Source organism: Sinorhizobium saheli (assembly GCF_001651875.1).
In the GTDB taxonomy this organism is placed as follows: domain Bacteria; phylum Pseudomonadota; class Alphaproteobacteria; order Rhizobiales; family Rhizobiaceae; genus Sinorhizobium; species Sinorhizobium saheli.
In genome coordinates, this window is sequence record NZ_LNQB01000061.1 from 70,119 (window position 1) to 94,196 (window position 24,078).

At 63.4% G+C, this 24,078-nt stretch carries 20 protein-coding genes and 4 pseudogenes; 11 read left to right on the plus strand and 13 right to left on the minus strand.

The window, feature by feature from the left end; all coding sequences use genetic code 11:
* The first annotated feature begins 142 nt into the window (after positions 1-142).
* Entirely contained in the window at positions 143-1,591 is a 1,449-nt protein-coding gene (locus tag ATB98_RS06275) for an MFS transporter (RefSeq protein WP_066870670.1), read from the plus strand.
* 37 nt (positions 1,592-1,628) lie between these two features.
* On the opposite strand, the gene ATB98_RS06280 is transcribed toward ATB98_RS06275, so the two are convergent.
* Together ATB98_RS06280 and carB are read right to left on the minus strand one after the other, a co-directional pair.
* Positions 1,629-1,928, minus strand: a complete 300-nt coding sequence (locus ATB98_RS06280) for a DUF6894 family protein (protein WP_066870673.1) — start codon at positions 1,926-1,928, stop codon at positions 1,629-1,631.
* A 136-nt stretch (positions 1,929-2,064) separates the two neighbouring features.
* Positions 2,065-5,556, minus strand: coding sequence for a carbamoyl-phosphate synthase large subunit (gene carB / locus ATB98_RS06285; RefSeq protein ID WP_066870676.1), 3,492 nt, complete (start codon positions 5,554-5,556; stop codon positions 2,065-2,067).
* A gap of 385 nt (positions 5,557-5,941) precedes the next feature.
* On the opposite strand from carB, the gene ypfJ reads away from it, so the two are divergent.
* On the plus strand, positions 5,942-6,868 hold the full coding sequence (ypfJ, locus tag ATB98_RS06290; protein ID WP_066870679.1) for a KPN_02809 family neutral zinc metallopeptidase: 927 nt from the start codon (positions 5,942-5,944) through the stop codon (positions 6,866-6,868).
* Between the two features lie 27 nt (positions 6,869-6,895).
* Here ypfJ and ATB98_RS06295 read toward each other — a convergent pair.
* Positions 6,896-7,881: pseudogene (locus ATB98_RS06295) on the minus strand (aldo/keto reductase).
* Between the two features lie 106 nt (positions 7,882-7,987).
* Here ATB98_RS06295 and ATB98_RS06300 point away from each other — a divergent pair.
* The 8 genes and pseudogenes from ATB98_RS06300 to tgt all read left to right on the plus strand — a co-directional run bounded on the left by ATB98_RS06300 (position 7,988) and on the right by tgt (position 16,522).
* Positions 7,988-8,898: pseudogene (locus ATB98_RS06300) on the plus strand (LysR family transcriptional regulator).
* A gap of 149 nt (positions 8,899-9,047) precedes the next feature.
* Entirely contained in the window at positions 9,048-10,307 is a 1,260-nt protein-coding gene (locus ATB98_RS06305) for a TCR/Tet family MFS transporter (RefSeq protein WP_066870682.1), read from the plus strand.
* Between the two features lie 167 nt (positions 10,308-10,474).
* On the plus strand, positions 10,475-11,869 hold the full coding sequence (locus ATB98_RS06310; RefSeq protein WP_066870685.1) for an MATE family efflux transporter: 1,395 nt from the start codon (positions 10,475-10,477) through the stop codon (positions 11,867-11,869).
* Between the two features lie 739 nt (positions 11,870-12,608).
* Entirely contained in the window at positions 12,609-13,100 is a 492-nt protein-coding gene (gene coaD, locus ATB98_RS06315; protein WP_066870688.1) for a pantetheine-phosphate adenylyltransferase, read from the plus strand.
* 24 nt (positions 13,101-13,124) lie between these two features.
* Positions 13,125-13,697, plus strand: a complete 573-nt coding sequence (locus ATB98_RS06320) for a peptidylprolyl isomerase (RefSeq protein ID WP_066870691.1) — start codon at positions 13,125-13,127, stop codon at positions 13,695-13,697.
* A 25-nt stretch (positions 13,698-13,722) separates the two neighbouring features.
* The gene (locus ATB98_RS06325; protein ID WP_066870695.1) at positions 13,723-14,232 is read left to right on the plus strand and encodes a peptidylprolyl isomerase; all 510 of its coding nucleotides are present in this window, start codon (positions 13,723-13,725) and stop codon (positions 14,230-14,232) included.
* A 76-nt stretch (positions 14,233-14,308) separates the two neighbouring features.
* Complete coding sequence (gene queA, locus ATB98_RS06330) at positions 14,309-15,391, plus strand: tRNA preQ1(34) S-adenosylmethionine ribosyltransferase-isomerase QueA (RefSeq protein ID WP_066870698.1); 1,083 nt, start codon at positions 14,309-14,311, stop codon at positions 15,389-15,391.
* Positions 15,392-16,522: a tRNA guanosine(34) transglycosylase Tgt gene (gene tgt / locus ATB98_RS06335; RefSeq protein ID WP_066870701.1), complete on the plus strand. Its 1,131-nt coding sequence runs from the start codon at positions 15,392-15,394 to the stop codon at positions 16,520-16,522.
* A gap of 25 nt (positions 16,523-16,547) precedes the next feature.
* Here the strand turns inward: tgt and ATB98_RS06340 are convergent, their stop codons facing one another.
* The 7 genes from ATB98_RS06340 to ATB98_RS06370 all read right to left on the minus strand — a co-directional run bounded on the left by ATB98_RS06340 (position 16,548) and on the right by ATB98_RS06370 (position 21,353).
* The gene (locus ATB98_RS06340) at positions 16,548-16,955 is read right to left on the minus strand and encodes a DUF4864 domain-containing protein (protein ID WP_066870704.1); all 408 of its coding nucleotides are present in this window, start codon (positions 16,953-16,955) and stop codon (positions 16,548-16,550) included.
* A 222-nt stretch (positions 16,956-17,177) separates the two neighbouring features.
* Positions 17,178-18,062 (minus strand): SDR family NAD(P)-dependent oxidoreductase, encoded by an 885-nt coding sequence (locus tag ATB98_RS06345; RefSeq protein WP_066870706.1) that lies wholly within the window; start codon positions 18,060-18,062, stop codon positions 17,178-17,180.
* Positions 18,059-18,844 (minus strand): hypothetical protein, encoded by a 786-nt coding sequence (locus tag ATB98_RS06350; protein ID WP_066870710.1) that lies wholly within the window; start codon positions 18,842-18,844, stop codon positions 18,059-18,061. The genes ATB98_RS06345 and ATB98_RS06350 overlap by 4 nt, the downstream gene beginning before the upstream one ends.
* Positions 18,845-18,973: 129 nt before the next feature.
* A complete protein-coding gene (locus ATB98_RS06355) occupies positions 18,974-19,561 on the minus strand; it encodes a protein-S-isoprenylcysteine O-methyltransferase (protein ID WP_066870713.1) in 588 nt (195 codons plus the stop codon).
* A gap of 143 nt (positions 19,562-19,704) precedes the next feature.
* Positions 19,705-20,289 carry a hypothetical protein gene (locus ATB98_RS06360; protein ID WP_066870716.1) on the minus strand — a complete coding sequence of 195 codons (585 nt, stop codon included), beginning with the start codon at positions 20,287-20,289 and terminating at the stop codon, positions 19,705-19,707.
* A 152-nt stretch (positions 20,290-20,441) separates the two neighbouring features.
* Positions 20,442-20,582 carry a hypothetical protein gene (locus ATB98_RS06365; RefSeq protein ID WP_026614073.1) on the minus strand — a complete coding sequence of 47 codons (141 nt, stop codon included), beginning with the start codon at positions 20,580-20,582 and terminating at the stop codon, positions 20,442-20,444.
* A 189-nt stretch (positions 20,583-20,771) separates the two neighbouring features.
* Complete coding sequence (locus ATB98_RS06370) at positions 20,772-21,353, minus strand: L,D-transpeptidase (protein ID WP_066870722.1); 582 nt, start codon at positions 21,351-21,353, stop codon at positions 20,772-20,774.
* Between the two features lie 224 nt (positions 21,354-21,577).
* Here ATB98_RS06370 and ATB98_RS06375 point away from each other — a divergent pair, with 224 nt between their 5' ends.
* Complete coding sequence (locus ATB98_RS06375) at positions 21,578-22,333, plus strand: SDR family NAD(P)-dependent oxidoreductase (RefSeq protein ID WP_066870725.1); 756 nt, start codon at positions 21,578-21,580, stop codon at positions 22,331-22,333.
* A 62-nt stretch (positions 22,334-22,395) separates the two neighbouring features.
* Here the strand turns inward: ATB98_RS06375 and ATB98_RS06380 are convergent.
* The 3 genes and pseudogenes from ATB98_RS06380 to ATB98_RS06390 form a co-directional block, all read right to left on the minus strand.
* A pseudogene (locus tag ATB98_RS06380) lies at positions 22,396-22,794 on the minus strand (MFS transporter); the annotation flags it as partial.
* Positions 22,795-22,883: 89 nt separating this feature from the next.
* Positions 22,884-23,102, minus strand: a complete 219-nt coding sequence (locus ATB98_RS06385; RefSeq protein ID WP_066870727.1) for a hypothetical protein — start codon at positions 23,100-23,102, stop codon at positions 22,884-22,886.
* Positions 23,103-23,198: 96 nt separating this feature from the next.
* A pseudogene (locus ATB98_RS06390) lies at positions 23,199-23,909 on the minus strand (ISNCY family transposase); the annotation flags it as partial.
* Between the last annotated feature and the right edge of the window lie 169 nt (positions 23,910-24,078).

Consider the following 24,078-nt stretch of genomic DNA (forward strand, 5'->3'; position numbering starts at 1 on the left):
GTCAAAGCACCGGCAATGGCATACCACAGGTTGAAGCGGCCGCGAACAAAACCGGCGACCGAGAAAAAAGCCTCTTTACCTCAACAGCACTTGAGGTTGTATCAGTGCTGGTTCCATGAACGAAAGAAACGGAACCGGATCCATGAGTTTAGCCGAACGGAATTTAGAGCCTGCCGACGTGACGCAGGAGGCGGAGGGACGCTGGCGCGAGCTCTTGCAGCCCGACGCCCTGGTCGCGACGGTGACATTATGCCTCGGCGTGGCGCTCTTTGCCTTCAACGAATTCTTCGTCTCGACGGCCTTGCCGACGGCGGTCGCGGAATTCGGCGGTGCGGCCTTGCTGTCCTGGGCGTTCACGCTCTACCTCGTTTTCGCCATCGTCGGCGGCGCCCTGGCGGCAAATCTGAAGGCCCGGTTCGGCGCACGCAGCACGCTGATCGCCGCGGCACTTGTCTTCGTCACGGGCACCGTCATCGCCACGGCGGCAAGCGGCATGCCGGAGGTGCTCGCCGGCAGGTTGCTGCAGGGGCTGGGCGAGGGGGTCATCGCGGCGGTCTGCTACGCGCTGATCCCGGAACTCTTCCCGCCGCGGCTCGTGCCCAAGGTCTTCGGCGCCGAAGCGATCGTCTGGGCCACCGCCGCCTTTGCCGGCCCGCTCATCTCCGGGCTGCTGACGGAATACTGGTCGTGGCGCGCCGCCTTCTTCGTCAACGTACCGGCGGCGGCGATCTTCATCGCGCTCGTCGTCGCGATCGTTCCAAAGCCGCAGCAAGGCGGGAGTGCGGCGGGCTCTATTCCGCTGCTGCGGATCATTGCCTTCGGCTTCGGCATCCTGTTGATCTCGCTCTCGAACACGGCTGGCAGCGTCTACGCCACGACGGCCCTGCTGGTGGCAGCGCTCGCGATTTTCGTCAGCACGATCAAATTGGATCGGCGGTCGCCCGACGCCATTCTGCCGTTCAATGCCTTTGCGATCGGCCGCCCGCTCGGCACGGGTCTCTGGGTCGTCCTGCTGATGCCGCTCGCCCAAGCCTCGGGCTCCGTCTACCTGGTCTATGCGCTCCAGCGCCTGTGGGGGTTCGGTCCGACCGCCGCCGGCTTTTCCAGCGCCCTGATGGCGATGTCCTGGAGCGCAACGGCGATACTCGTTGCGAGCCTGCGTTCGCATGATTTCCGCGTACAGTTGATCTGGACGGGGCCGTTGCTTCTGTGGCTTGGCCTCATCGGGCTGACACTCGCCGTCGGCACCGGCGAGCACCGCTTGGTCTTCATCGGCCAGATCGCGATCGGAACCGGCTTCGGCGTCTCATGGGGTACACTCAGCCAATTGCTGATGGACGTGTCGAGCATCGACGAACGCGACAGGACCTCCACGCTGCTGCCGACGCTGCAATCGGCCGGCTACGCGATCGGCGCCGCCGTTTTCGGCGTGACCGCCAATGCCCGCGGCTTTGACGAAGGCGCCGGCGATCGCGTGATGTCGGCGGCGTTGTTCGGCGTCTTCGCGCTCGGCTGCGTCGTTGCCGCCGCCGCGCTGTTCTTCGGCATCAGAACCCTGCGGCTGATGCGACGCCGGGAGCGCGCCTTGTAAGCGAAGAACGGCGCAGAGGTCGGCATGTGCCTGCCGCTCAGAGGATGGCGGCCGGCATACCCGCGCCGTCCGCCGCATGGCGGAAAGGGCCTGGATGACGGCCGATGAGGGCGACCTGCTCGCGGCGACGGCCTTCCGACGGCAGAATGGTCGCCAGAAGGCGGCCGTCGCTCGTGCGCACCTCGACCTTCAGCGATCGGTAATCGGAGTCGCGGCCGATCTTGTCGGCGATGCGCTGCGCATAGTAGAGCGCCGACCCTTCGTCGAAATGGGCAACGCCCTCCTCGTCGACGAAGCGTTCGTCGCCCCAATGAAGATCGAAGAAATAAAGCTGCATCTCATTGCCCCAGCCCTGCGCTTTACCGGCCGCTGCCGGCGCTCGATGCGCATGGCGGCAATGAACAACGGTGAGCTCGAACGCAGCCTGAACCGGGCGTTCAGGCTGCGTTCAGGAGATGCGCAGGCGGGGAGCGTCACGCGTCGAAGTAGCTCTGCAGCGGACGCACTTCGAGATTGCCTGCCTTCAGCGCCTTGATGGCATGGGCCGCTGCCTCGGCGCCCGCCATCGTGGTGTAGTAGGGAACCTTCTGCATCAGGGTCGCGCGCCGAAGCGACTTCGAATCCGAGATCGCCTTGTTGCCGTCGGTCGTGTTGATCACGAGCTGGACCTGCCGGTTGCGGATCGCGTCCTCGACATGCGGCCGGCCTTCCAGGACCTTGTTGATCTTGGTGGCGGTGATGCCGTGCTCAGCCAGGAAGCGGGCCGTGCCCCCGGTCGCCATGACCTTGAAGCCGATATCGGCGAGAACGCGGATCGCCGGCAGGACGCCCGGCTTGTCCTCGTCGCGCACCGAGACGAAAACCGTTCCGTCGCGCGGCAGGTCGACGCCGGCGCCGAGCTGCGACTTGGCGAAGGCGAGCGCGTAATCGGTATCGAGGCCGATGACCTCGCCGGTCGAACGCATCTCCGGTCCGAGCAGGGTGTCGACGCCGGGGAAGCGGGCGAAGGGGAAGACCGCTTCCTTGACCGCGATGTGCTTCAGGTTGCGCGGGTCCGGCTTCCTGCCATAGGCCGCGATCGCATCGCCGAGCGTCTCGCCGGCCATGACGCGTGCGGCGATCTTGGCGATCGGCGCGCCGATCGTCTTGGCGACGAAGGGGACCGTGCGCGATGCGCGCGGATTGACTTCGAGCACGTAGATCGTGCCGTCCTTGATGGCGAACTGCACGTTCATCAGGCCGCCGACGTTCAGTGCCTTGGCAAGCGCCGTCGTCTGGCGCTCGAGTTCGTCGACGAGATCAGGGGAGAGGGTGTGGACAGGCAGCGAGCAGGCGGAGTCGCCCGAATGAATGCCCGCCTCTTCGATATGCTCCATGATGCCGGAGACGAAAACCTCCTTGCCGTCGCACAGGCAGTCGACGTCCACTTCGGTGGCATTGGTGAGATAGCTGTCGAAGAGCAGCGGGTTCTTACCAAGTAGCGTGTTGATCTGGCCCGTCTTGTCGTTCGGGTAGCGCTGCTTGATGTCCTCCGGCACGAGGCCCGGGACGGTGTCGAGCAGGTAGCTCTGCAGCATGCTTTCCGAATGGATGATCTGCATCGCGCGGCCGCCGAGGACATAGGAGGGGCGCACGACCAGCGGGAAGCCGATCTCGGCGGCGACGAGGCGGGCCTGCTCGACCGAGTAGGCGATGCCGTTGTTCGGCTGGTTGAGGTCGAGCTTCATCAGCAGCTTCTGGAAGCGGTCGCGGTCCTCGGCGAGGTCGATCGCATCCGGCGCGGTGCCGAGAATCGGAATGCCGTTCTTTTCCAAGGCCTCCGCGAGCTTCAGCGGCGTCTGGCCGCCGAACTGCACGATGACCCCGTGGAGCGTGCCGTTTTCCTGCTCGGCGCGCATGATCTCGATCACGTCTTCGGCCGTCAGCGGCTCGAAATAGAGCCGGTCGGAGGTGTCGTAGTCGGTCGAAACCGTTTCCGGGTTGCAGTTGACCATGATCGCCTCGAAGCCGGCGTCCTTCAGCGCGAAGGCGGCATGGCAGCAGCAGTAGTCGAACTCGATGCCCTGGCCGATCCGGTTCGGGCCGCCGCCGAGGATGACGACCTTCTTGCGATCGGAAACCTGCGCCTCGGAACGAGCGGCGCCGACGAAGGGCGTTTCATAGGTCGAGTACATATAGGCGGTCGGCGAGGCGAATTCGGCCGCGCAGGTGTCGATGCGCTTGTAGACCGGGCGGACGTTGAGCGCATTCCTGAGTTCTGCCACCTCCTTCGGGCGCTTGCCGGTCAGCGTCGCGAGCCGGGCGTCGGAGAAGCCCATGGCCTTCAGCATGCGCAGGTTCTCGGCATCCTGGGGCAGTCCGTGCTCGCGGATGCGCGCCTCCATGTCGACGATCGCCTTGAACTGGGCGATGAACCACGGATCGATCTTGCAGGCCTCGTGCACCTCCGCCTCGCTCATGCCGAGGCGCAGCGCCTGGGCGACCATGCGCAGGCGGTCCGGCGTCGGCGTTCCGAGCGCCGCCCGAATGGCGTTGCGGCCGTCGCCGTTATCGTCGAGGTCCGGGATCTCGATCTCGTCGAGGCCGGTGAGGCCGATTTCAAGGCCGCGAAGCGCCTTCTGCAGCGATTCGGCAAAGGTGCGGCCGATCGCCATGACCTCGCCGACCGACTTCATCGCGGTCGTCAGAGTCGGCTCGGCGCCCGGGAACTTCTCGAAGGCGAAGCGCGGGATCTTGGTGACGACATAGTCGATCGACGGTTCGAAGGAGGCAGGCGTCGCGCCGCCGGTGATGTCGTTCTCGAGTTCGTCGAGCGTATAGCCGACCGCGAGCTTGGCGGCGATCTTGGCGATCGGGAAGCCGGTCGCCTTGGAAGCCAGCGCCGACGAGCGCGACACGCGCGGGTTCATCTCGATGACGACGAGGCGGCCGGTCTCCGGATTGACGGCGAACTGCACGTTCGATCCGCCGGTCTCGACGCCGATCTCGCGCAGGACCGCGATAGAGGCGTTGCGCATGATCTGGTATTCCTTGTCGGTCAAGGTCAGCGCCGGCGCGACGGTGATCGAATCCCCCGTGTGCACGCCCATCGGGTCGATGTTCTCGATCGAGCAGATGATGATGCAGTTGTCCGCCTTGTCGCGGACGACCTCCATTTCATATTCCTTCCAGCCGAGCACCGACTCCTCGATCAGCACTTCCGTGGTCGGCGACGCATCGAGGCCGCTGCCGACGATCTCGAAGAATTCCGAACGGTTGTAGGCGATGCCGCCGCCGGTGCCGCCGAGGGTGAAGGACGGGCGGATGATCGCCGGCAGGCCGACCTCGTCGAGCGCCTGGGCGGCGATCGCCATGGCATGGTTGACATAACGCTGCTTGCGGTCGCCTTCGCCGAGGTTCCACTGGTTCTCCAGTTCGTCCAGCGCCTTGTCGAGTTCGTCGCCCGAAAGCCTCGCCTTGAGCGCGGCGCGCTCGGCCTCGTGCGCCTTGCGGTCATGATCCTTGATGTCGGTGGCGTTCGCCAGGCGCGACTTCGGGGTCTCGAGGCCGATCCGCGCCATCGCCTCGCGGAAGAGTGCGCGATCCTCCGCCTTGTCGATCGCCTCCGGCTTGGCGCCGATCATCTCGACATTGTAGCGGTCGAGCACGCCCATGCGGCGCAGTGATAGGGCGGTGTTGAGCGCCGTCTGACCGCCCATGGTCGGCAGCAGCGCGTCGGGGCGTTCCTTGGCGATGATCTTGGCGACGACCTCGGGCGTGATCGGCTCGACATAGGTCGCGTCGGCGAGATTGGGATCGGTCATGATCGTCGCCGGGTTGGAGTTGACCAGGATGACCCGGTAGCCCTCCTCCTTCAGCGCCTTGCACGCCTGGGTACCGGAATAGTCGAATTCGCATGCCTGACCGATGACGATCGGCCCCGCGCCGATAATGAGGATCGATTTGATATCTTGGCGCTTCGGCATGGGCAATCATCCGTTTCTGGCTGCGCGAAAAACCGGCCAGGGTGGGAGGTCACCGGCCGGGTCGCGCAATGATGGTCTTTTCAGGCTAGAAGCGGCTTATAGGCAAATGTCTGGGCAAGCGGAACCCCGAAAATTCCGGAATCGACAATAAAGCGAAGATAGTTGCGCTTGCGCGATATGAGGGGCTCCCCCGGTCGAACCTGCCGGCGCAAACCGCTTACGCTCTTCCGCCCGCGCCCGGAAATGAGCACCGTCGTGAAACCGTGGGGTCTCGATTGCGTTTTACAAGAATCGCGGCCGGGGCGTATATCATTCTTCGACCACAGAGCGGTCGAAGCGTTTGTCGTCGGCGTGGTCGCTCTGAGATAACCGGGAGGATTCGGTCATGGAATGGAAGGGCCGCCGCCAATCCAGCAATGTCGAGGATCAGCGCGGGGCGAGCCCCGGCGGCAGTCCTTTCGGCCGCGGCGGCGGGTTCCGCATTCCGACCGGGGGCGGGATGCGCCGGGCCGGCGGCGGCATGAGCTTCGGCACGCTGATCTTTCTCGTCATTCTCTATTTCGTGCTCAAGGCCATGGGCATAGACATGCTGCAGATCCTCGAGGGCGGGCCGGCGAACATGCCAGGCTTCGAGCAGAGCGACGGCTCGCAAGTGCCGCGCGGTTCGGCCGAGGAAGAGGAGATGAAGGCCTTCATGGCGACCGTGCTCGCCGAGACGGAGGACACCTGGAACGGCATTTTCCAGGCAAGCGGCGAGCAATATGAGGAGCCGAAGCTCGTGCTCTTCAGCGGCGCGGTTCGCTCGGCCTGCGGCTTCGCCTCGGCCGCGTCAGGTCCCTTCTATTGCCCCGGCGACCGCAAGGTCTATCTCGACATGAGCTTCTTCGAGGAACTCGCGCAGAAGTTCGATGCGTCCGGCGATTTCGCCCAGGCCTATGTGCTCGCGCACGAGGTCGGTCACCACGTGCAGAACCAGATCGGCGTGCTGCCGAAGTTCAACGAGATGCGCCAGCGCATGAGCGAGGCCGAGGCAAACCAGATGTCGATCCGCGTCGAGTTGCAGGCCGACTGCTTCGCCGGCATCTGGGGCAGATATACCGAGCAGAAGGGCCTGCTCGAGCGCGGTGACGTCGAGGAGGCACTGAACGCGGCCACGCAGATCGGCGACGACACGCTGCAGAAGCGCACGCAGGGCTACGTGGTGCCGGAGAGCTTCAACCACGGCACCTCCGAACAGCGGATGAACTGGTTCAAGCGCGGCTTCGACAGCGGCAAGATGTCGGCCTGCGACACCTTCTCGGGCGCCGTCTGACCGCGCGCCTCGAGCGAGGTTGAGCGGTCAGGCCTGCCTTTCGCTGTCCATGTGCACGAGTTGGGCCTCTGGATAGCGCGCACCGGCGGCGGCGCCCTTCGGGACGGCGCGTTCGATCGCCGCCAGGTCATCCGCATCGAGGCGGACGGCCTGCGCCCCGAGAGCCTCGGAAAGCCGGTCCCGCCGGCGTGCGCCGATGAGCGGCACGATGTCGTCGCCCTGTGCCGCGACCCAGGCGATGGCGATCTGCGCGACCGTCACTCCCTTGGCATCGGCGATGCTTCTGAGCGCCTCGACCAAGGCGAGGTTCCGGTCGATGTTGCCTTCCTGGAAACGCGGACTGACCGCACGGAAGTCGCCGCTCTTGGCTGCGCCTTTCTGCCAGTGCCCGCTGATCAGGCCGCGCGACAATACGCCGTAAGCGGTGATGGCAATGCCGAGTTCACGGCAGGTCGGGAGGATATCCCCCTCTATTCCGCGGGAAATCAGCGAGTATTCGATCTGCAGGTCGCAGATCGGATGGACGGCGGCCGCGCGCCGGATCGTCTCGGGGCCGACCTCGGAAAGCCCGATATGCCGCACGTAACCCGCCTTTACCAGGTCGGCGATCGCCCCGATCGTGTCCTCGATCGGCACGTCGGCGTCGAGACGGGCAGGGCGGTAGATATCGATATGATCCACGCCGAGGCGCTGCAGCGTATAGGCGAGGAAATTGCGCACCGCCTTCGGCCGCCCGTCATAGCCGAGCCAGCCGCCGGCGGCATCGCGCAGCGCGCCGAACTTGACGCTGAGTTGCACCTGATCGCGAGCGCGTCCTTTGAGCGCTTCGCCGATCAGCATCTCGTTGTGTCCCATGCCGTAGAAGTCGCCGGTGTCGAGCAAGGTGATGCCGGCATCGAGCGCGGCATGGATGGTAGCTATGCTTTCCGCGCGGTCGGCAGGGCCATACATGCCCGACATAGCCCGATCGCGGCGACCTGCGGACCGGAATTTCCAAGTGAAACCATGCGCATCTCGTTCTCCTTCAGTTAAGGCCGTTCGTTCGACGCAATGTTTACTTCAGGCTGCGCTGTGCGATAATCCTGCACGAACCAAACAACCTGTGCAGATTTTCGTACAATGAATGAACTCCCGCTCGCCGATCTCGATGCCTTTGCCGCGGTTGCGCGCGAGCGCAGCTTCCGGACGGCTGCCCGCAAGCGCGGTGTCTCGGCTTCGGCACTCAGCGAGGCCGTGCGACGGTTGGAGGCGAGGCTTGGCGTCAGGCTGCTCAACCGGACGACCCGCAGCGTCACGCCGACGGAGGCGGGCGGGCGGTTGCTCGATCGGCTGTCGCCGGCGCTGGGCGAGATCGCCGGGGCGCTCGACCAGGTCGGCAGCCTGCGCGACAGTCCGGCGGCACCTTGAGACTGAACGTGCCGACCGTCGTCGCACGCGCGGTCCTGCCGCCGCTCGTCGGCCGCTTCCTCAAGATGCATCCGGCCATCAACATCGAGGTCGCCGCGGAAGACGGTTTCATCGATGTTCTCGCCGCGGGTTTCGATGCCGGCGTGCGCTACGAGGAACGCGTGGAAAAGGACATGATCGCCATTCCGATCGGCCCCCGCGTGCAGCGCTACATCACGGCCGCAGCTCCGGACTATCTCGCGCGGCACGGCGTGCCTGAGCATCCGCGCGACCTTCTGGAACACGCGAACATCCGCCACCGCTTCCAGAACGGCATCGCACTTGCTTGGGAGTTCGGCGAAGACGACTCGGCCATAAATCTGGCGCCGCCCGCGACCGTGGTCGCAAACAGCATCGATCTCGAAATCGCCGCGGCCGTTGACGGCCTGGGGGTGATCCGCACCTTCGAAGAGTTCCTCATGCCGGAGATCGAGGCTGGCCGACTGGTGCCCATTCTCGAGCCCTGGACCACGAGCTTTCCCGGACCATTCCTCTATTATGCCGGCCGCAGGCATCTTCCGGCGCCGCTTCGCGCCTTCGTCAACTTCCTGAAGGCGGAACAGCGGCAGCACGCAGAGCGGTAGCTGGGCTTGCTCACGCCATCAGCGGATGCGATGGTTTCGATCAGAAACTTTGAAATGTTCACGTATTGTTTCCGTCCGGCGGACGCGTTACACCTTAATTGGTGACGTCGTTCACGTTCTGTCTCCGCTTCGGCGCGAGGAGGAGAGGCATGCTCGACAGCAAATTCGTGAAGCGCGGGCTTTTCCTCGTCTTCCTCATCCTCCTTCTCGATATCATGGGCATCGCCATCATCGTCCCGGTGCTGCCGAGCTACCTTCAGGAACTGACCGGCGCGGACGTCGGGGAGGCGGCTATCGACGGCGGATGGCTGCTGCTCGTCTATTCGGCGATGCTGTTCCTTTTCGCCCCGCTGATCGGCAATCTCAGCGATCGCTTCGGGCGCCGGCCGATCCTGCTTGCTTCGGTGCTCACCTTCGCGATCGACAACCTCATCTGTGCCCTTGCGACGAGCTATTGGATGCTCTTCTTCGGGCGCATCCTCGCCGGCATCAGCGGCGCCAGCTACGGGACGGCATCCGCCTATATCGCCGACATCAGCGACGACGGAAACCGTGCCAAGAATTTCGGCCTGATCGGGATCGCCTTCGGCACCGGCTTCGCCCTCGGTCCCGTCATTGGCGGCTTCCTCGGCGAATTGGGGCCGAGGGTGCCCTTTTACGGGGCGGCCGCGCTTTCCTTTTTCAACTTCATCATAGGGCTCTTCCTGCTGCCTGAGACGCTTGCCCGGCGGCACCGGCGCCGCTTCGAGTGGCATCGGTCCAATCCGCTCGGCGCGCTCAAGCAGATGCGCAACTACCCCGGCATCGGCTGGGTCTGCCTCGTCTTCTTCCTCTACTGGCTGGCGCATGCCGTCTACCCGGCGGTCTGGTCGTTCGTTTCCTCCTACCGCTACGGCTGGAGCGAAGGTCAGATCGGGCTGTCGCTCGGCATCTTCGGCGTGGGCGGCGCCGTGGTGATGGCGGTGGTCCTGCCGCGCGTCGTGCCAAGGCTGGGGGAGCGGCGGACGGCAACGCTCGGACTGGTCTTCACGGCGCTCGGGATGGCAGGCTACGCGGCCGCCTGGCAGGGCTGGATGGTCTATGCGGTGATCGTCGCGACCGCGCTCGAAAGCCTCGCCGATCCGCCGCTGCGCAGCATCGCATCGGTCCACGTACCGCCGTCCGCGCAGGGTGAACTGCAGGGCGCGCTCACCAGTATCTCAAGCATAACGACGATCCTCGGACCGGTCATCTTCACGCAGATCTTCAGCTATTTCACGAGCCCGGCGGCGTCCTATCCCTTCGCCGGCGCGCCTTATGCGCTGGCGGGCTGCCTGATCGTCGCCGCGCTGGTGGTTTTCCTTTCCAGGGTGCGCACCGTTCGCGGCAATGCGTTCCAGGAGGCGAATCCGAGGCCGACGCAAGCATAGAGCGCGACGATCGGGCCAATTACAATCGATCAATTTTCTTGATCCATCGATGAAAAATTGAGCGGCTTACCCTTTATTGCTGGCGCTCGCCGTAGTGGTGCTTTAATTCGAACACTCTCCTGCATTTTCGACTGTGCCCCATTGCCGCTGCAGGCGAGGATTTTTAGATGCTCACCGCGACCAAAGACCTCGTGCTTCCGCAAACCGACAATTCGTGGGGCACGCATTTTCGCGCCAGCATCTCGCTGGGCATCCCGTTCATCGGTGCGCAGCTCGCCCAGCTTGCGATCAATACGACCGACGTGCTCATGGTCGGCAAACTCGGAGCCGTCCAGCTCGCCGCCATCATCCTTGCGACGCAGTTCTTCTTCACGGTCTTCATCTTTGGGAGCGGCTTTGCCAATGCGGTTGTTCCCATGGTCGCGCAGGCGCAGGGTCGGGGCGATAAGTCGTCCGTGCGCCGCTCGGTCCGCATGGGCCTGTGGGTGGTGCTGCTCTACGGCATCCTGACGGCGCCGATCCTGTGGATGGCCGAGCCGATCCTGCTTCTTGCCGGACAGAAGCCCGAGGTGGCGGCGCTCGCCGGGGAATATCTGCACATCGCGCAATGGGCCATTTTCCCGAGCCTCGCCTTCATGGTGCTCAGAGCTTTCCTGAGCGGTCTCGAGCGGGCAGGGGTGATCCTCTACGTGACGCTTGCGACCCTGGTTCTCAACGTCGCGCTTTGCTATGTCCTGATCTTCGGGCATTTCGGGTTCCCGGCGCTCGGCATATTCGGCGCCGCCGTCGCGGCCCTCGGCGTCGCCGCCCTTGGCGCCGCGCTGACGATCGGGTACATCCGCCGCCGTCCGGAGCTCCACCGCTATGAATTGTTTGTGCGCTTCTGGCGGCCGGACTGGCCGGCATTCCGGGAGGTCATCCATCTCGGCATCCCGATCTCGCTGACGATTCTCGCCGAAGTCAGCCTGTTCACCGTCGCCTCGCTGCTGATGGGCACGATCGGCACCATCGAACTCGCGGCGCATGGCATCGCGCTCCAGTTCGCGTCGATCGCCTTCATGATTCCGCTTGGCCTGGCGCAAGCCGGCACGGTGCGCGTGGGGCTCGCCTATGGCGGCGGCGACATGCTCGGGGTCAAGCGCGCGGCAATTGCAGTGCTTGCGCTCGGCTGCGGCTTCGCGGCAGTCGGCAGCACGATCTTCGCGCTCTATCCCCACGACCTCGCCGCGCTCTATCTCGATACGAGCCGGCCGGACGCGAGCGAAGTTCTCGCCTTCGCCGGGCCGCTGATCGTCATTGCCGGCGCCTTCCAGCTCGTCGATGGACTGCAGGCGATCGCCGCCGGCATGCTGCGCGGATTGAAGGACACGACGGTGCCGATGATCCTCGCCATGATCGCCTATTGGCCGATCGGCTTCCTTTGCGCCTGGGCGTTTGCCTTCCCGCTGAAATTCGGTGGCGTCGGCGTCTGGTTCGGCTTCGTGCTCGGGCTTGCAGCGGCGGCGGTCCTGCTCAACTGGCGCTTCTTCCGCCTGCTTCGCCTGATCCGTACTGCACGTTAAGGCGCGTCGCGATTGAATGCATTCATGCGATGCGCTTCACGTCCTTGTTTTGTGCATGTCGTTGTCCCAGAACCCTGCACACTTTTCGCCGACATGCGTTAGATGCGCTCATATGCGTTCGCGCCGCCGCTCGATCCATTTGTTTTTGCCGCGTTTGTGCGACGTCAGGTGATTCCACCTGACCCCAAAATGCTCCAGGACAATTCCCAGATTGATGGCTGATTGCACCGGACAAAGAAAAGCCGGACGGGCAGGGGAGACCGTCCGGCTCATAAAAGCGACCACGTCAGGGGAAGAAAACGGGGCCGCTTAGACTTCCGGGGAGGAAGCTCTGGAGGCATTCACATCAACACAATCACTCGGTCATCGCCCACTCGGTCATCGCCGCGCGCGTCATCTTTTCCTCGACCTGACGGTCACCGTCGCGCTTTCACGCGCCTCGTCACGAAGGGCATGGATCGTCGCAACGACCATTGCGAAAAACATCACCATCGAAAACAGAGCAAGTCCCATGGGCGTCTCCCTTTCCGTGATTAAACGGCATGACCCGAAAAAGGTTCCCGTTACGCTGCCTTTCACGCTACAACCTTAGGTATGAAATCAGCTTGAACGTCGCGTTCATCTAGCATTCATTCGCGCCACGGCGCTGTTTCTAAAGGAACAGGGGGCAAGGAAGGCGCAACCCTTGCGGTTCGCAGCCGTCCGTGACAAAAGGCTTCACCAAACGGAAACTGGTGCGATGACAACGGCTTTCTATCCCGGCTCCTTCGATCCGATCACCAACGGACATATGGATGTCCTCGTCCAGGCGTTGAACGTCGCAACGAAAGTGATCGTGGCGATCGGCCTGCATCCGGGCAAGACGCCGCTTTTCTCCTTCGAGGAGCGGGCGGATCTCATCCGCCGGGCCCTCGACGAGACCCTGCCGGAGAGAGCCGCGGACATCGCCGTCGTGTCGTTCGACAATCTGGTGGTCGATGCGGCCCGAAAGCACGGCGCGACCCTGCTCGTCAGGGGCCTTCGCGACGGAACAGACCTCGATTACGAGATGCAGATGGCCGGCATGAACCGGCAAATGGCGCCGGACATCCAGACGCTGTTTCTGCCGGCGGGCACGGCCTCGCGGCCCATTACGGCCACATTGGTTCGGCAGATCGCGGCTATGGGCGGTGACGTGAGCGCCTTCGTCCCCAAGGCGGTTTACGAGGCGCTCGAAGCGAAGCGCAAGTAAGCTTACACCACGCAAGGAGACCCCATGAAAATCCTCCAACTCGCTTTTGCAGGCGCCCTGGCGTTCGCCGCCTTCACGGGCGGCGCCCTGGCACAGTCAGGCGACAACATCCTCACGATCCAGCTCAAGGACGGCCCTGTCGTCGTCGAGTTGCGGCCGGACATCGCGCCGAAGCATGTCGAGCGGATCAAGGAACTCGCTGCTGCAGGCGAATACGACAATGTCGCCTTCCATCGCGTCATCAAGGGCTTCATGGCCCAGACCGGCGATGTGCAATATGGCGACATGAAGGATGGCTACAAGGCCGAACTTGCGGGAACGGGCGGCTCCTCCAAACCCGACCTGCCGGCCGAGTTCTCCGATGTTCCCTTCGAGCGCGGCACGCTCGGCATGGCGCGCGCCCAGGATCCCAACAGCGCCAACTCGCAGTTCTTCATCATGTTCGCGCCCGGCGACTTCCTCAACGGGCAGTACACCGTGGTCGGCAAAGTCGTCGAAGGCATGGAGAATGTCGACAAGATCAAGCTCGGCGACGACGCCAACAACGGCGCCGTCGCAGATCCTGATCGGATGATCAGCGTCAAGGTCGGCAAGTAAGACTGAAAACAGAAGGAGAAGCATCATGGCCGAGATCAAGGATCCGGAAAACACGATCATCATGGAAACCACGAAGGGCAGGGTGGTGATCGAGCTGCTGCCGGACGTGGCTCCGGGCCATGTCGCCCGCATCAAGGAGCTGTCGCGCGAAGGCGCCTATGACGGCGTCGTTTTCCACCGCGTGATCGAGGACTTCATGGCCCAGACCGGTGACGTGCAATACGGCAAGAGCGGCAGCGAAAGCTTCAACCCGGCGCGCGCCGGCATGGGCGGTTCGTCCAAGCCCGACCTCAAGGCCGAGTTCTCCGAGGCCGCGCACGTCCGTGGCACCTGCTCGATGGCACGCAGCCAGATGCCGAACTCGGCCAACTCGCAGTTCTTCATCTGCTTCACCGACGCGCCCTGGCTCAACAAGCAGTACTCCGTCTGGGGCAAGGTCATCGAAGGCATGGAGAATATCGACAAGATCAAGCGCGGCGAGCCGGTGCGCGATCCTGACTCCATCGTGTCGATGCGGGTTGCCGCAGACGCCTGATATGCGCTAATGCACAGACCCGCCCCGGACGCGCTCAGAGCCGCCGGGGCGGGTTTGCTTTGTTGTGATACGTTCGATGCGCGTAGACCTGTTCGATTTCGACCTGCCGGAAACATCCATTGCGCTGAGGCCCGCGAGCCCGCGCGACAGCGCCCGCATGCTCGTCGTCAGGCCGCAAGGCGAGCCGGTCCTCAGCGACCACGGCGTTCTCGACTTGCCTTCGTTCCTGCGACCGGGCGACGCGCTGATCTTCAACGACACCAAGGTCATCCCGGCGCAGCTCGAGGGCATCCGTCGGCGCGGTGAAGACATAAGCACACCGGTGTCGCTGACGCTGCACATGCGTGTCGCGCCCGACCGCTGGAAGGCCTTCGCGCGTCCGGCGCGGCGGCTCAAGCCCGGCGACCGGATCGGTTTCGGTCACGGCGGCAATGCCTGCCTTCTCGGTTCGCTCGACTCCACCGTTGAAGAGAAGGGCGACGCCGGCGAAGTCACGCTTCGCTTCGATCTTTCCGGCCCGGTGCTCGACGAAGCGATCATGGCCGTCGGCCATGTCCCGCTGCCGCCCTATATTGCCTCCAAGCGCGCCGACGACGCTCGTGATCGAGCGGACTATCAGACGATCTATGCGCGGGAAGAGGGCGCGGTAGCGGCGCCAACCGCCGGCCTGCATTTTACCGAGCGGCTGTTCGCCAGGCTCGATGAGGCCGGCGTCGAGCGCCACTTCGTGACGCTGCATGTCGGAGCCGGAACCTTCCTGCCGGTCAAGGCGGACGACACCGACGATCACGTGATGCACGAGGAGATCGGCCATGTGGATGCGGCGACGGCCGAGAAGCTGAACGCGGTTCGGGCGCGCGGGGGCCGCATCGTCTGCGTCGGCACGACATCGCTGAGGCTGATCGAAAGCGCGGCAACGAAGGAAGGCAAGATACTCCCCTGGTCGGGGCCGACGGGCATCTTCATCACGCCGGGCCATCGCTTCCGCGCCGTCGACATGCTGATGACGAATTTCCATCTGCCGCGGTCGACATTGTTCATGCTGGTCTCGGCCTTCGCGGGGCTCGATACGATGCGCGCGGCCTATGCGCATGCCATTGCGACCGGCTACCGCTTCTATTCCTATGGCGATTCAAGCCTGCTGTTTCGGAAAGACTAGATGAACGAGACGTTCCAATTCAAGCTCCTGGCGACCGATGGCAAGGCGCGTTGTGGCGAGATTTCGACGCCGCGCGGGATGATCAGGACGCCCGCCTTCATGCCGGTCGGGACCGTCGGCACGGTCAAGGCCATGTATCTCGATCAGGTGCGCGAGCTCGGCGCCGACATCATTCTCGGCAATACCTATCACCTGATGCTGCGCCCCGGCGCCGAACGCGTGGCACGGCTGGGCGGCCTGCACAACCTCATTCGCTGGCAGGGGCCGATCCTGACGGACAGCGGCGGTTTCCAGGTGATGTCGCTCTCCGCGCTGCGCAAGCTCGATGAGCGGGGCGTGACCTTCAAGAGCCATGTCGACGGGGCGATCCATCACATGTCGCCCGAACGCTCGATAGAGATCCAGGGGCTACTCGACAGCGACATCCAGATGCAGCTCGACGAATGCATCGCGCTGCCGGCCGAGCCCAACGAGATCGAGCGGGCGATGGAGATGTCGCTGCGCTGGGCGGAACGCTGCAAGCTCGCCTTCGGCGACCAGCCGGGCAAGGCGATGTTCGGTATCGTACAGGGTGGCGACATTCCGAAGCTGCGCGAGCGCTCGGCGCTGGTGCTCAAGGAACTGGACCTCAAGGGCTACGCCATCGGCGGCCTCGCGGTCGGCGAGCCGCAGGAGGTCATGCTCGACATGCTTGACGTGACTTGCCCGGCGCTGCCGGCGGAAAAGCCGCGCTACCTGATGGGCGTCGGCACGCCGGACGATATCCTGAAGTCGGTCGCCCACGGCGTCGACATGTTCGACTGCGTGATGCCGACCCGTTCCGGCCGCCATGGCCTCGCCTTCACCCGCTACGGCCGCATCAACCTGCGCAACGCCCGGCATGCGGAAGATCTGCGTCCGCTCGACGAGCAATCCTCCTGCCCGGCGACGCGGGATTATTCGCGTGCCTACCTGCACCACCTGATCCGCTCGAATGAATCGCTCGGCGGCATGCTCCTGAGCTGGAGCAATCTCGCCTATTACCAGGAGTTGATGGCCGACATCCGCAAGGCGATCGAAGAAGGGCGTTTTGCCGATTTCATGGCCGAGACTATCGAAGGCTGGCAGCGCGGTGATCTCCCGCCGGTGTGACGGGAGACGGGAATAAAATGACGGCTCAGAGCTCCGGGCCGGGTGCGGTCTGCACCATGATGACGCCGTTGACCTTGTAGCTGCCGTCCGGGTCCCGGACGAGATCATAGATCGCCGTCCAGTCCTTGCCGTCCCATCCGGAGATCAGAACCTCCTGGATCACTTCCTCGCCGACGACCTTTGATCGACCGAAGGCGAAGTGACCGGGCCGATAAAGGTGCTGATAGCTGCGCTTGACCATCTCCAGGAATATCTGTTTATCCGGAAACTTCGCCCGGATCGCCGGCGAAGCGAAGGAATAGGCCGTATCCGCATCGTCCTCGAGAAAGGCCTCGATCTGGGCACGGATGATGGACTTTGCGGTGTCAACGGGTTCATCCGCGAAAGCGGCGCTGGCAAGTGCGACATAGAGTGCGACAGCGACCGCCCTCACGTCCGGGCCTCCATCGGGACTACTTTCGCAAGGATAGCCCTGCCGATTGCCCTGATAAGCGCAACTTTGCCCCGAAAGCGGCACGTTTCAAGCAACGAGCGCTCAGATGCTTAATGATTTCAAGGCAATCTCTGAATTTCTTGATTATCTAATGCAGCAATCATAATTGCGTGATTGTGCCGATAGAGGCGAAGCGGAGGGTTTTCGGTCCCGCCGGCGATGTCATCCGCTGCCGGGAACCATCCTTCGCGCGCCACGGCGGGCGCCGCAACACGCCGTGAAGCTCTTGCCCGAACCACAGGGGCACGGATCCTTGCTCCTGCGCTGCAGGCGACCGATCAGCGGCAGCATGATCGCGGAGGGCATCAGCGTCGCCAGGAGAATCGTCAGCTTGGAAGCGACCCCCGGTATGACGAGACGGCGGCCCGATTTGAAACCGCGCCACGCCTTTTCGGCGACATAAGCGGCATCCAGCTTCGGCAGGACCTTGAAGAGGGCGGCGCGATTGGCGCCAGAGGTCGCGAGGAACTCCGTCGATACCGGTCCCGGAGCGACGCAGGTGACAGTCACTCCGGTGCGGCGCAGTTCCTGGTGCAGGGCCGCCGAAAAGGAGCGCACGAAACCCTTGCTGGCATAATAGAGCGCCATGTAGGGGCCGGGGGTGAAGCTGGCGACGGAGCCGAGATTGATCACGCCGCCGCGGCCGCGCGCGACCATTCCCGGCAGAAGGCGCAGCGTGAGATCGGTCAGAGCGCGGATGTTCAGATCGACGATGCCAAGCTGGTCCCCGAGCGGCAGCAGCGTTGCGCCGCCGCGCATGCCGTAACCGGCGCTGTTGACCAGCACCTCGCAGTATAGGCCGCTTGCGGACAGGAAATCCTCGAGGCGGCTCCCCGCATCCCGGGCCAACAGATCCAACGCAACCGTGAACGCCTCACCGCCCGCCTTCCCGATGTCGGCAGCCGCCGCGGCGAGATCCTCGGCGGAACGCGCCACCAGCACGACCACGGCACCGTCCCTCGCGGCGACTTCAGCGATCGCTTTCCCGATGCCGCGGGACGCGCCCACGACGACCACGGAAGGCCGGGCCCCGCCGCGCAGCGTCATGGCCTTGCTCCCGAAACAGCAGCTGCGGGAACAAGCCTGTCGTCCGCAAGACCCTGCACCTCCGCGGTGACTTCGCCGTTCAAGATCTGCTCGAACCGCTCCAGTGCGCGTGCGACATTGGCGCCGTCCATGACCCGGTGATCGTAAAGGATGCGGACGGTAACCGAACCATTCTCGTCGATCGGGCCGTAGTTGAGGAGGGTGGTCAGGGGGGTGAGAGGATTGAGCGATTCCGCGCCGAGCCCGGAATAGACCGAAAGCTGGAAGGTGCCGAAATGCCGCGCCCGCTGCCGGCCGATGTTCAGCCCGAGCCACATGAGCAGCCATCTGATCGGCGCGGGAAGGCGGGCAATCTTAAGGGCACGCCGGAACTCCTTGACCTCGAGCAGGGGCCGTGTCCGCGCCGCCCGGATCGACGATGTCAGCTCCGCAATCGAACGGCGCTCGGGCTCTTTGATGGGACTCAACAGCACCACGCGCTCGCCCTCATGCTCACGCTCGTAGGCGATCGACGCGACGCTTCCGGGATATTCGTAGAGCTGCGGTCTCGGCAACTTCACATAGGCGCGTCTGAGCTCGGGGGTCTCGAGCGCGAGCAGCGCGTATCCCTTCAAAAAGAGTGCGGTCCAGGAGGGTCTGGTCTGCTGCGCCATTCTCGCCTTGAGGAGCGGCCCGAGATCCATCCGCCGCTGAACGGTGACCCGCGGAACGCGGATCGAGAACCTCATGAGATCTCCGACGAGGCGCCTTGGCGCCGAAAGCTTGAGGGCTCGGCCTCGCATTATGCCACCTCCAGGTTCAGGACCTGCTGCACGTTTCCTTCAATCTCTCCTTTAAAGATAACCTGCGGCTATTCAAAGTGCTGCGGAGTCGCCTGCGCATCGGAAGCGCGGCCGTCTGACGGATGCGCGTCAGTAAATGTAAGGAATGATTCGCTTGGTTCTCTCCATGTAATCGCGATACTGGGAGCCGAACATTTCCAGCATCATCCGCTCCTCCTCGTCCACCCTTAGAAGGAAGAGGACGGCAAAGCCGATCAGGCCCGCCAGTCCCGCAACCCAGTTCGACAACAGAAACGCCTGGCCGACGCCCATGAGCATGAAGGACGTATACATGGGATGGCGAACGAGCGCGTAGGGGCCGCCCCGAATCAGCTCATGCTTGTCGCGAATCTCCAATGTGATGGACCAATTGCGGCCAAGCTCCTTGTGGGTTCTGCGAAACACCCACATCGCCAGGAGGAAAGTAAGCGCCCCGATGGCTACCGCCCAGGCGCGGGCCGGGTAGTCGGCCGCTTCCGGTATGCCGGTCGCGACGTAAAAGCCGGGAATGATCGCAAGGCCGAGGAGGGCGGCGCCAAGCCCGACAATCTCGGAGCGCGAGCGGCGGTGGCTGACGACACGCACCCGTTTCGCCCGGCGTTCATACGGCCGTCGGATGAAGTACCAGGCGACGATCCCGAGGACCCAGGCGATCTCGCCAATGGAGGATACCGACATGTTTAGTTCCCAAGTCCTTTACCATCCACGACCGCGGTCATTCGCATCGAAGATGGAGGGGAAACCCACTTCAGCCGATGTCTCGAAGCACGATGTCGTTTGATCGATTCGGTCTAGGCGGCGAGCCGGATAACCGACCGCTCTCACCCGCCGTTCATCTCCCGAAGCCTTGTAACGAATTCTTGCGGCCTGAGCCAGATACTCGGGGTCTTGTATCCCATGGAGCGCGCGATGTCCGCCACGAAGGCATTGCAGTTGTACATCGACGCATGCCAGAAGCGCGACTTCTCCTTCAGTTTCCGGATGAAGGCCACGACCTGCCGATATTCCGCCTCCGTCAGCATGACGCGCCAGCTTGCGGAGCGATATTCTTCCTCGAGGTCGCCGTCGCTCGCGCCGGTCTCGGCCGGGACCGGCACGAAATGGCCAAGGACGTAGGGCGTTGGATCGAGGGTTGCCGGAGCGAGCCCGGCGACCTCGCGTTCGACGACCGCGCCAGCCTTGTTCGTACGCCCGAAGATCACGTAGGTGTGGCCATAGCTGAGCGCATAGCGGGAACGAAATTCGATGAAATACCCTTGCTCTCGCGTTTGCGACGCCAATTTAGCCGGCCCGTGCGGGCTGGTCGACACGTAAGCGGGTAGGGGGGCTTTATCTTGCGTCTGGCATGCTGCTGCCGCGGATGCGAGCAAGACGACAAGCGATATACGGGCTCGTACAAGCGTCATCTTATTACTTCAGCTCTGTTTTGCCGAGTTCTGAAAGTCAGACTTCGGGCCGGCCTCGGGAGCTATAGGCGTCCCTGCGCCGTCAATCTCGCGGCCGATCCAGCCTTGAAACGTGCCGTGGGGGGAGAACCCCCACGGCACAAAGTCACCTGTTACTTATAAACCGGCGCAGGCTCTGCTGCTACTGGCTCTGCAGGCGGCGGGGCCTTGCCTTTGCCCTTGCCGATCGTATCGCACGCGGTGAGACCGGCAATCGAAAGCAACGCAATCATCACGACTAGAATTCTGCTCATCAAGAAGTCCTTTCCTCAATATTCGGAATGGGTTATCGAAGGCAACACTCCAAGTAATAGTGGCGATTTGCGCCCGGGCCTAGTGCAGAAAGGACACACTTGATATCCGCTTTATGGTTACCGGGTTATCAACCGCGCCTGAAAACACAAGGCTTAGTTATTTATACCGAAAAATTAGGGGAAACACCATCAGATCAGCAGCACAGAGGTCCCCACGGGGACACGGCTGTAGAGATCGACGATGTCTTCGTTCGTCAGGCGCACGCATCCGCTCGATACCGCCTGGCCGATTGTCCAGGGTTCGTTCGTTCCGTGCAAGCGGAACATAGTGTCGTTTCCGCCGCGGTAAAGGTAGAGGGCGGCCGCTCCCAGCGGATTATGAAGCCCGCCGTCGACCCCGCCTGCATACTGCGCGAGCCATGGCTTGCGCCGAATCATGTTCGACGTAGGTGTCCAGGACGGCCACTCCGCCTTGCGGCCGATCTTCGCCCTTCCCTTGAGCGTAAGCCCTTGTTCGCCGACGCCGATTCCGTACCGAAGCGCTGAACCGCCGTTCTGAACGAGATAGAGATATCGCTGCTCAGTATCGACGACGATCGTCCCCGGTGGCTCGCCGCCATTATAGGCCACTTCCTGTCGCCGGAACTGCGGGGCTATACGCGTTCTGGCTTCGCGAGGGCTCCTTGCCGGTTGCCACGAGCTACATCCAGAGGCCAAGAGAGCCAGACCGCCCACCAAGAGGGCCCGGCGCGCAATACGGTCGTTCTCCATTCTCACCTGCTGAGCTAATTGTGAGTCCCTACCGGAATCGTGTTTAACACCCAAGCGCGCGCCGGCCAAGTCTTGCCGGGCCTGTCCCGCTGGTGCGGGCGAGCGCGCCCGGTGCCAGATTGTGTCGTTCCGGGACGAAGCCGATCGGCCGCGGGGAACGAAATCGCTTGCGACAATCATCCCCGTCTGCTCGACTGGGCTGGGGCAGGGAGGAAGGAGACACGATGAAGCTCGGCTTCGAAGGGAAAGTCGCGATCGTCACCGGAGGCGGTTCCGGAATAGGCGCGGCCATTTCCCGGCAACTCGGCGGCGAGGGCGCCGAAATCGTCGTCGCCGACCTCGACGCCAATGCAGCTCAGAGCGTGGCGGCCGAGATTCGCGCGAACGGGGGAAATGCCCGCGACTACTGCGTCGATGTTGCCGATGCCGCCGCCGTCGCGGAACTGGTCGCGTTCGCCACCCGCGAGTGCGGCGGCTTGCACCTTGCGGTCAACAATGCGGGGATCGAAGGGCCGCGAAGAGCGACGGCGGACTATCCGCTCGAACAGTGGCACAGGCTGATCGACGTCAACCTCAACGGCGTCTTCTACTGCATGAAACACGAGATCACCGCCATGCTGAAAAGCGGCGGCGGCGCCATCGTCAACATGTCGTCGATTCTCGGGTCTGTCGGCTTGCCGACCGCTTCGGCCTACACGGCGACCAAGCATGCCGTCGTCGGACTGACGAAGGCGGCTGCAATCGAATATGCAAGGCTCGGTGTCCGCATCAATGCCGTCGGGCCGGGCTGGATCGAAACACCGCTTCTGTCGGAACATTCAGAACTCGCGACCAGCCGACGCCTGGAGTCGCTTCAACCGATGGGCCGGCGCGGGAGACCGGAAGAGGTCGCGGCCCTCGTGTGCTTCCTTCTGTCCGAGCAGGCGAGCTTCATCACCGGCAGCTATCACGCGGTCGACGGCGCCTATACCGCGCATTGATGGGCATGGAATTCAGCCTGACGCTCGGCGTTTCTCGTGCGGGCTCGATCAGACCCGCCGCTTTCCGCGATCAAAAATACCACCAATACAGAGCACAGCAGGCCGAGGGACCACGGCAGCCCCTGATGTCCGATCAGTTGCATCGAAAGGCCCGTCGCGGGCGAGCCCACGATGCCGCCGACGCCCCATACCAGAGCGAAGGCGGCGTTGCCGGCGATCAGGGCCTGGCCGCTGAAACGCTCCCCGAGCTGGATCAGCGACACGGTGTAGATGCCGAACGACACCCCGCCCCAGACGAAAACGAGCGGCCAGACGAGCCACGAACTGAAGGTCGACGTCAGCAGGAGGCAGCCGGCGAGCGATGCCAGGGCGCAGAACAACATGGTCCGCGCCGAGCCGAACCGTTCGGCCATGTGCCCGAGCAGAATCTGCAGCGCGGCATTGCCTGCAATGAAACAGGAGCTGGCCAGGGTTGCGCAGCCGGTCGGCGGCGGATGATTCTAGTGGTGACATTCTGACGCTTGGTGGCCGTCTTTCGGGCGAAAGGTAGCTATTTGCGCTGCTGAGCAATTGCTAGAGCTGCTACGATTAGGTCTGCTTCGACTTCTCGCGCGAAGGTGTTGACCATAGTGGGACCAAGCTCGGGCACGCTGATGTCGAATAGCGTTTCGCCATTCTCGGCGAGCACTTCCAACCGAATACCATCGAACTCGACGTCTGAGGCCCACTGGTACTCAAACAGGCTATCATTAAGCGCAAGCGTTCCCATGCAGGCGCTTTAGCATGTCGGGATTATATCCGCTACGTCGGACGTCGACCGCCTTCAGTCTTGCCAGCGACCGCTGCCGCCGCGCGATGACCACCGGATCCTTCGCTCTGAAAGCGCACGCCCGAACTGGGTCATGCCCTGGCCGCCCTTGGCGTCTTTCTTCGCCACCCGGAACACCGAATGCCTGTCGGAATAGAAGGCGACCGGAGCACCATGCGCCTTCAGATAGAGTTCCAGCGCCTCGAAATAGCTGAATGCACTTTCCGAGCGTACGAAGCGCAACTGCATCAGCTTGCCGGTCGCATCGTCGATGAACACCAGAAGCGAACAGGGATCACCGCGATCTTCGAACCAGCGATGCTCGGAACCGTCGATCTGCACCAACTCGCCATAGGCCTCGCGCCGCAGCCGCGGCTGATGAAACGTGCGGCGCTGCTTGCGCGACAGCCACAGGCCGGCCTCCGCCATCCATTGGCGCAAGGTCTCGCGCGACACCGTCAGACCATCAAGCTCCGCAAGCTTCTCGGCCGCCAGCGTCGGACCAAAATCCGCATAGCGCTCGCGCACGATCGCCATGGCATAATCGCGCACGCCGTCGCTGATCCGATTGTTCGATGGGCGACCGATCGCCTTGTGCCGGATCGACGCCGCGCCGCTCGTCTCAATCCGCTCCAGCAACCGGCGAACCTGGCGGGTGCTCAGCTCAAGCACATGCGCCGCCGAAACCAACGTCATGCGTCCGGCGATCACTTTCGACAAAACCTCAATCCGCTGCAGATCGCGCTCGCTCATCGCAATCAATCCCATCCGCAATCTCCCACATCATCAAAACGCGGAGAGAGTGACATTCTTACTTTGCAGGAACAGGACACTTTAACTTTGCGGCTACAAACGATGTCACAGCTATTTAAAGATGAGACAAAGTAGTCAACTTAGAAATGCGACATCATCCTATTCCTGATTACTGCGTTTGCAA

Excerpts from the sequence above, each read along its gene's own strand:
- ATB98_RS06325 (WP_066870695.1), top strand. The coding sequence starts at position 13,723 with ATGGCCGAGATCAAGGATCCGGAAAACACGATCATCATGGAAACCACG.
- ATB98_RS06320 (WP_066870691.1), top strand. The coding sequence starts at position 13,125 with ATGAAAATCCTCCAACTCGCTTTTGCAGGCGCCCTGGCGTTCGCCGCC.
- ATB98_RS06385 (WP_066870727.1), bottom strand. The coding sequence starts at position 23,102 with ATGGGAACGCTTGCGCTTAATGATAGCCTGTTTGAGTACCAGTGGGCC.
- ATB98_RS06305 (WP_066870682.1), top strand. The coding sequence starts at position 9,048 with ATGCTCGACAGCAAATTCGTGAAGCGCGGGCTTTTCCTCGTCTTCCTC.
- ATB98_RS06365 (WP_026614073.1), bottom strand. The coding sequence starts at position 20,582 with ATGAGCAGAATTCTAGTCGTGATGATTGCGTTGCTTTCGATTGCCGGT.
- ypfJ (WP_066870679.1), top strand. The coding sequence starts at position 5,942 with ATGGAATGGAAGGGCCGCCGCCAATCCAGCAATGTCGAGGATCAGCGC.
- coaD (WP_066870688.1), top strand. The coding sequence starts at position 12,609 with ATGACAACGGCTTTCTATCCCGGCTCCTTCGATCCGATCACCAACGGA.
- ATB98_RS06275 (WP_066870670.1), top strand. The coding sequence starts at position 143 with ATGAGTTTAGCCGAACGGAATTTAGAGCCTGCCGACGTGACGCAGGAG.
- ATB98_RS06370 (WP_066870722.1), bottom strand. The coding sequence starts at position 21,353 with ATGGAGAACGACCGTATTGCGCGCCGGGCCCTCTTGGTGGGCGGTCTG.
- ATB98_RS06350 (WP_066870710.1), bottom strand. The coding sequence starts at position 18,844 with ATGCGAGGCCGAGCCCTCAAGCTTTCGGCGCCAAGGCGCCTCGTCGGA.
- ATB98_RS06310 (WP_066870685.1), top strand. The coding sequence starts at position 10,475 with ATGCTCACCGCGACCAAAGACCTCGTGCTTCCGCAAACCGACAATTCG.
- ATB98_RS06375 (WP_066870725.1), top strand. The coding sequence starts at position 21,578 with ATGAAGCTCGGCTTCGAAGGGAAAGTCGCGATCGTCACCGGAGGCGGT.
- carB (WP_066870676.1), bottom strand. The coding sequence starts at position 5,556 with ATGCCGAAGCGCCAAGATATCAAATCGATCCTCATTATCGGCGCGGGG.
- queA (WP_066870698.1), top strand. The coding sequence starts at position 14,309 with ATGCGCGTAGACCTGTTCGATTTCGACCTGCCGGAAACATCCATTGCG.
- ATB98_RS06280 (WP_066870673.1), bottom strand. The coding sequence starts at position 1,928 with ATGCAGCTTTATTTCTTCGATCTTCATTGGGGCGACGAACGCTTCGTC.
- ATB98_RS06345 (WP_066870706.1), bottom strand. The coding sequence starts at position 18,062 with ATGACGCTGCGCGGCGGGGCCCGGCCTTCCGTGGTCGTCGTGGGCGCG.
- tgt (WP_066870701.1), top strand. The coding sequence starts at position 15,392 with ATGAACGAGACGTTCCAATTCAAGCTCCTGGCGACCGATGGCAAGGCG.
- ATB98_RS06355 (WP_066870713.1), bottom strand. The coding sequence starts at position 19,561 with ATGTCGGTATCCTCCATTGGCGAGATCGCCTGGGTCCTCGGGATCGTC.
- ATB98_RS06360 (WP_066870716.1), bottom strand. The coding sequence starts at position 20,289 with ATGACGCTTGTACGAGCCCGTATATCGCTTGTCGTCTTGCTCGCATCC.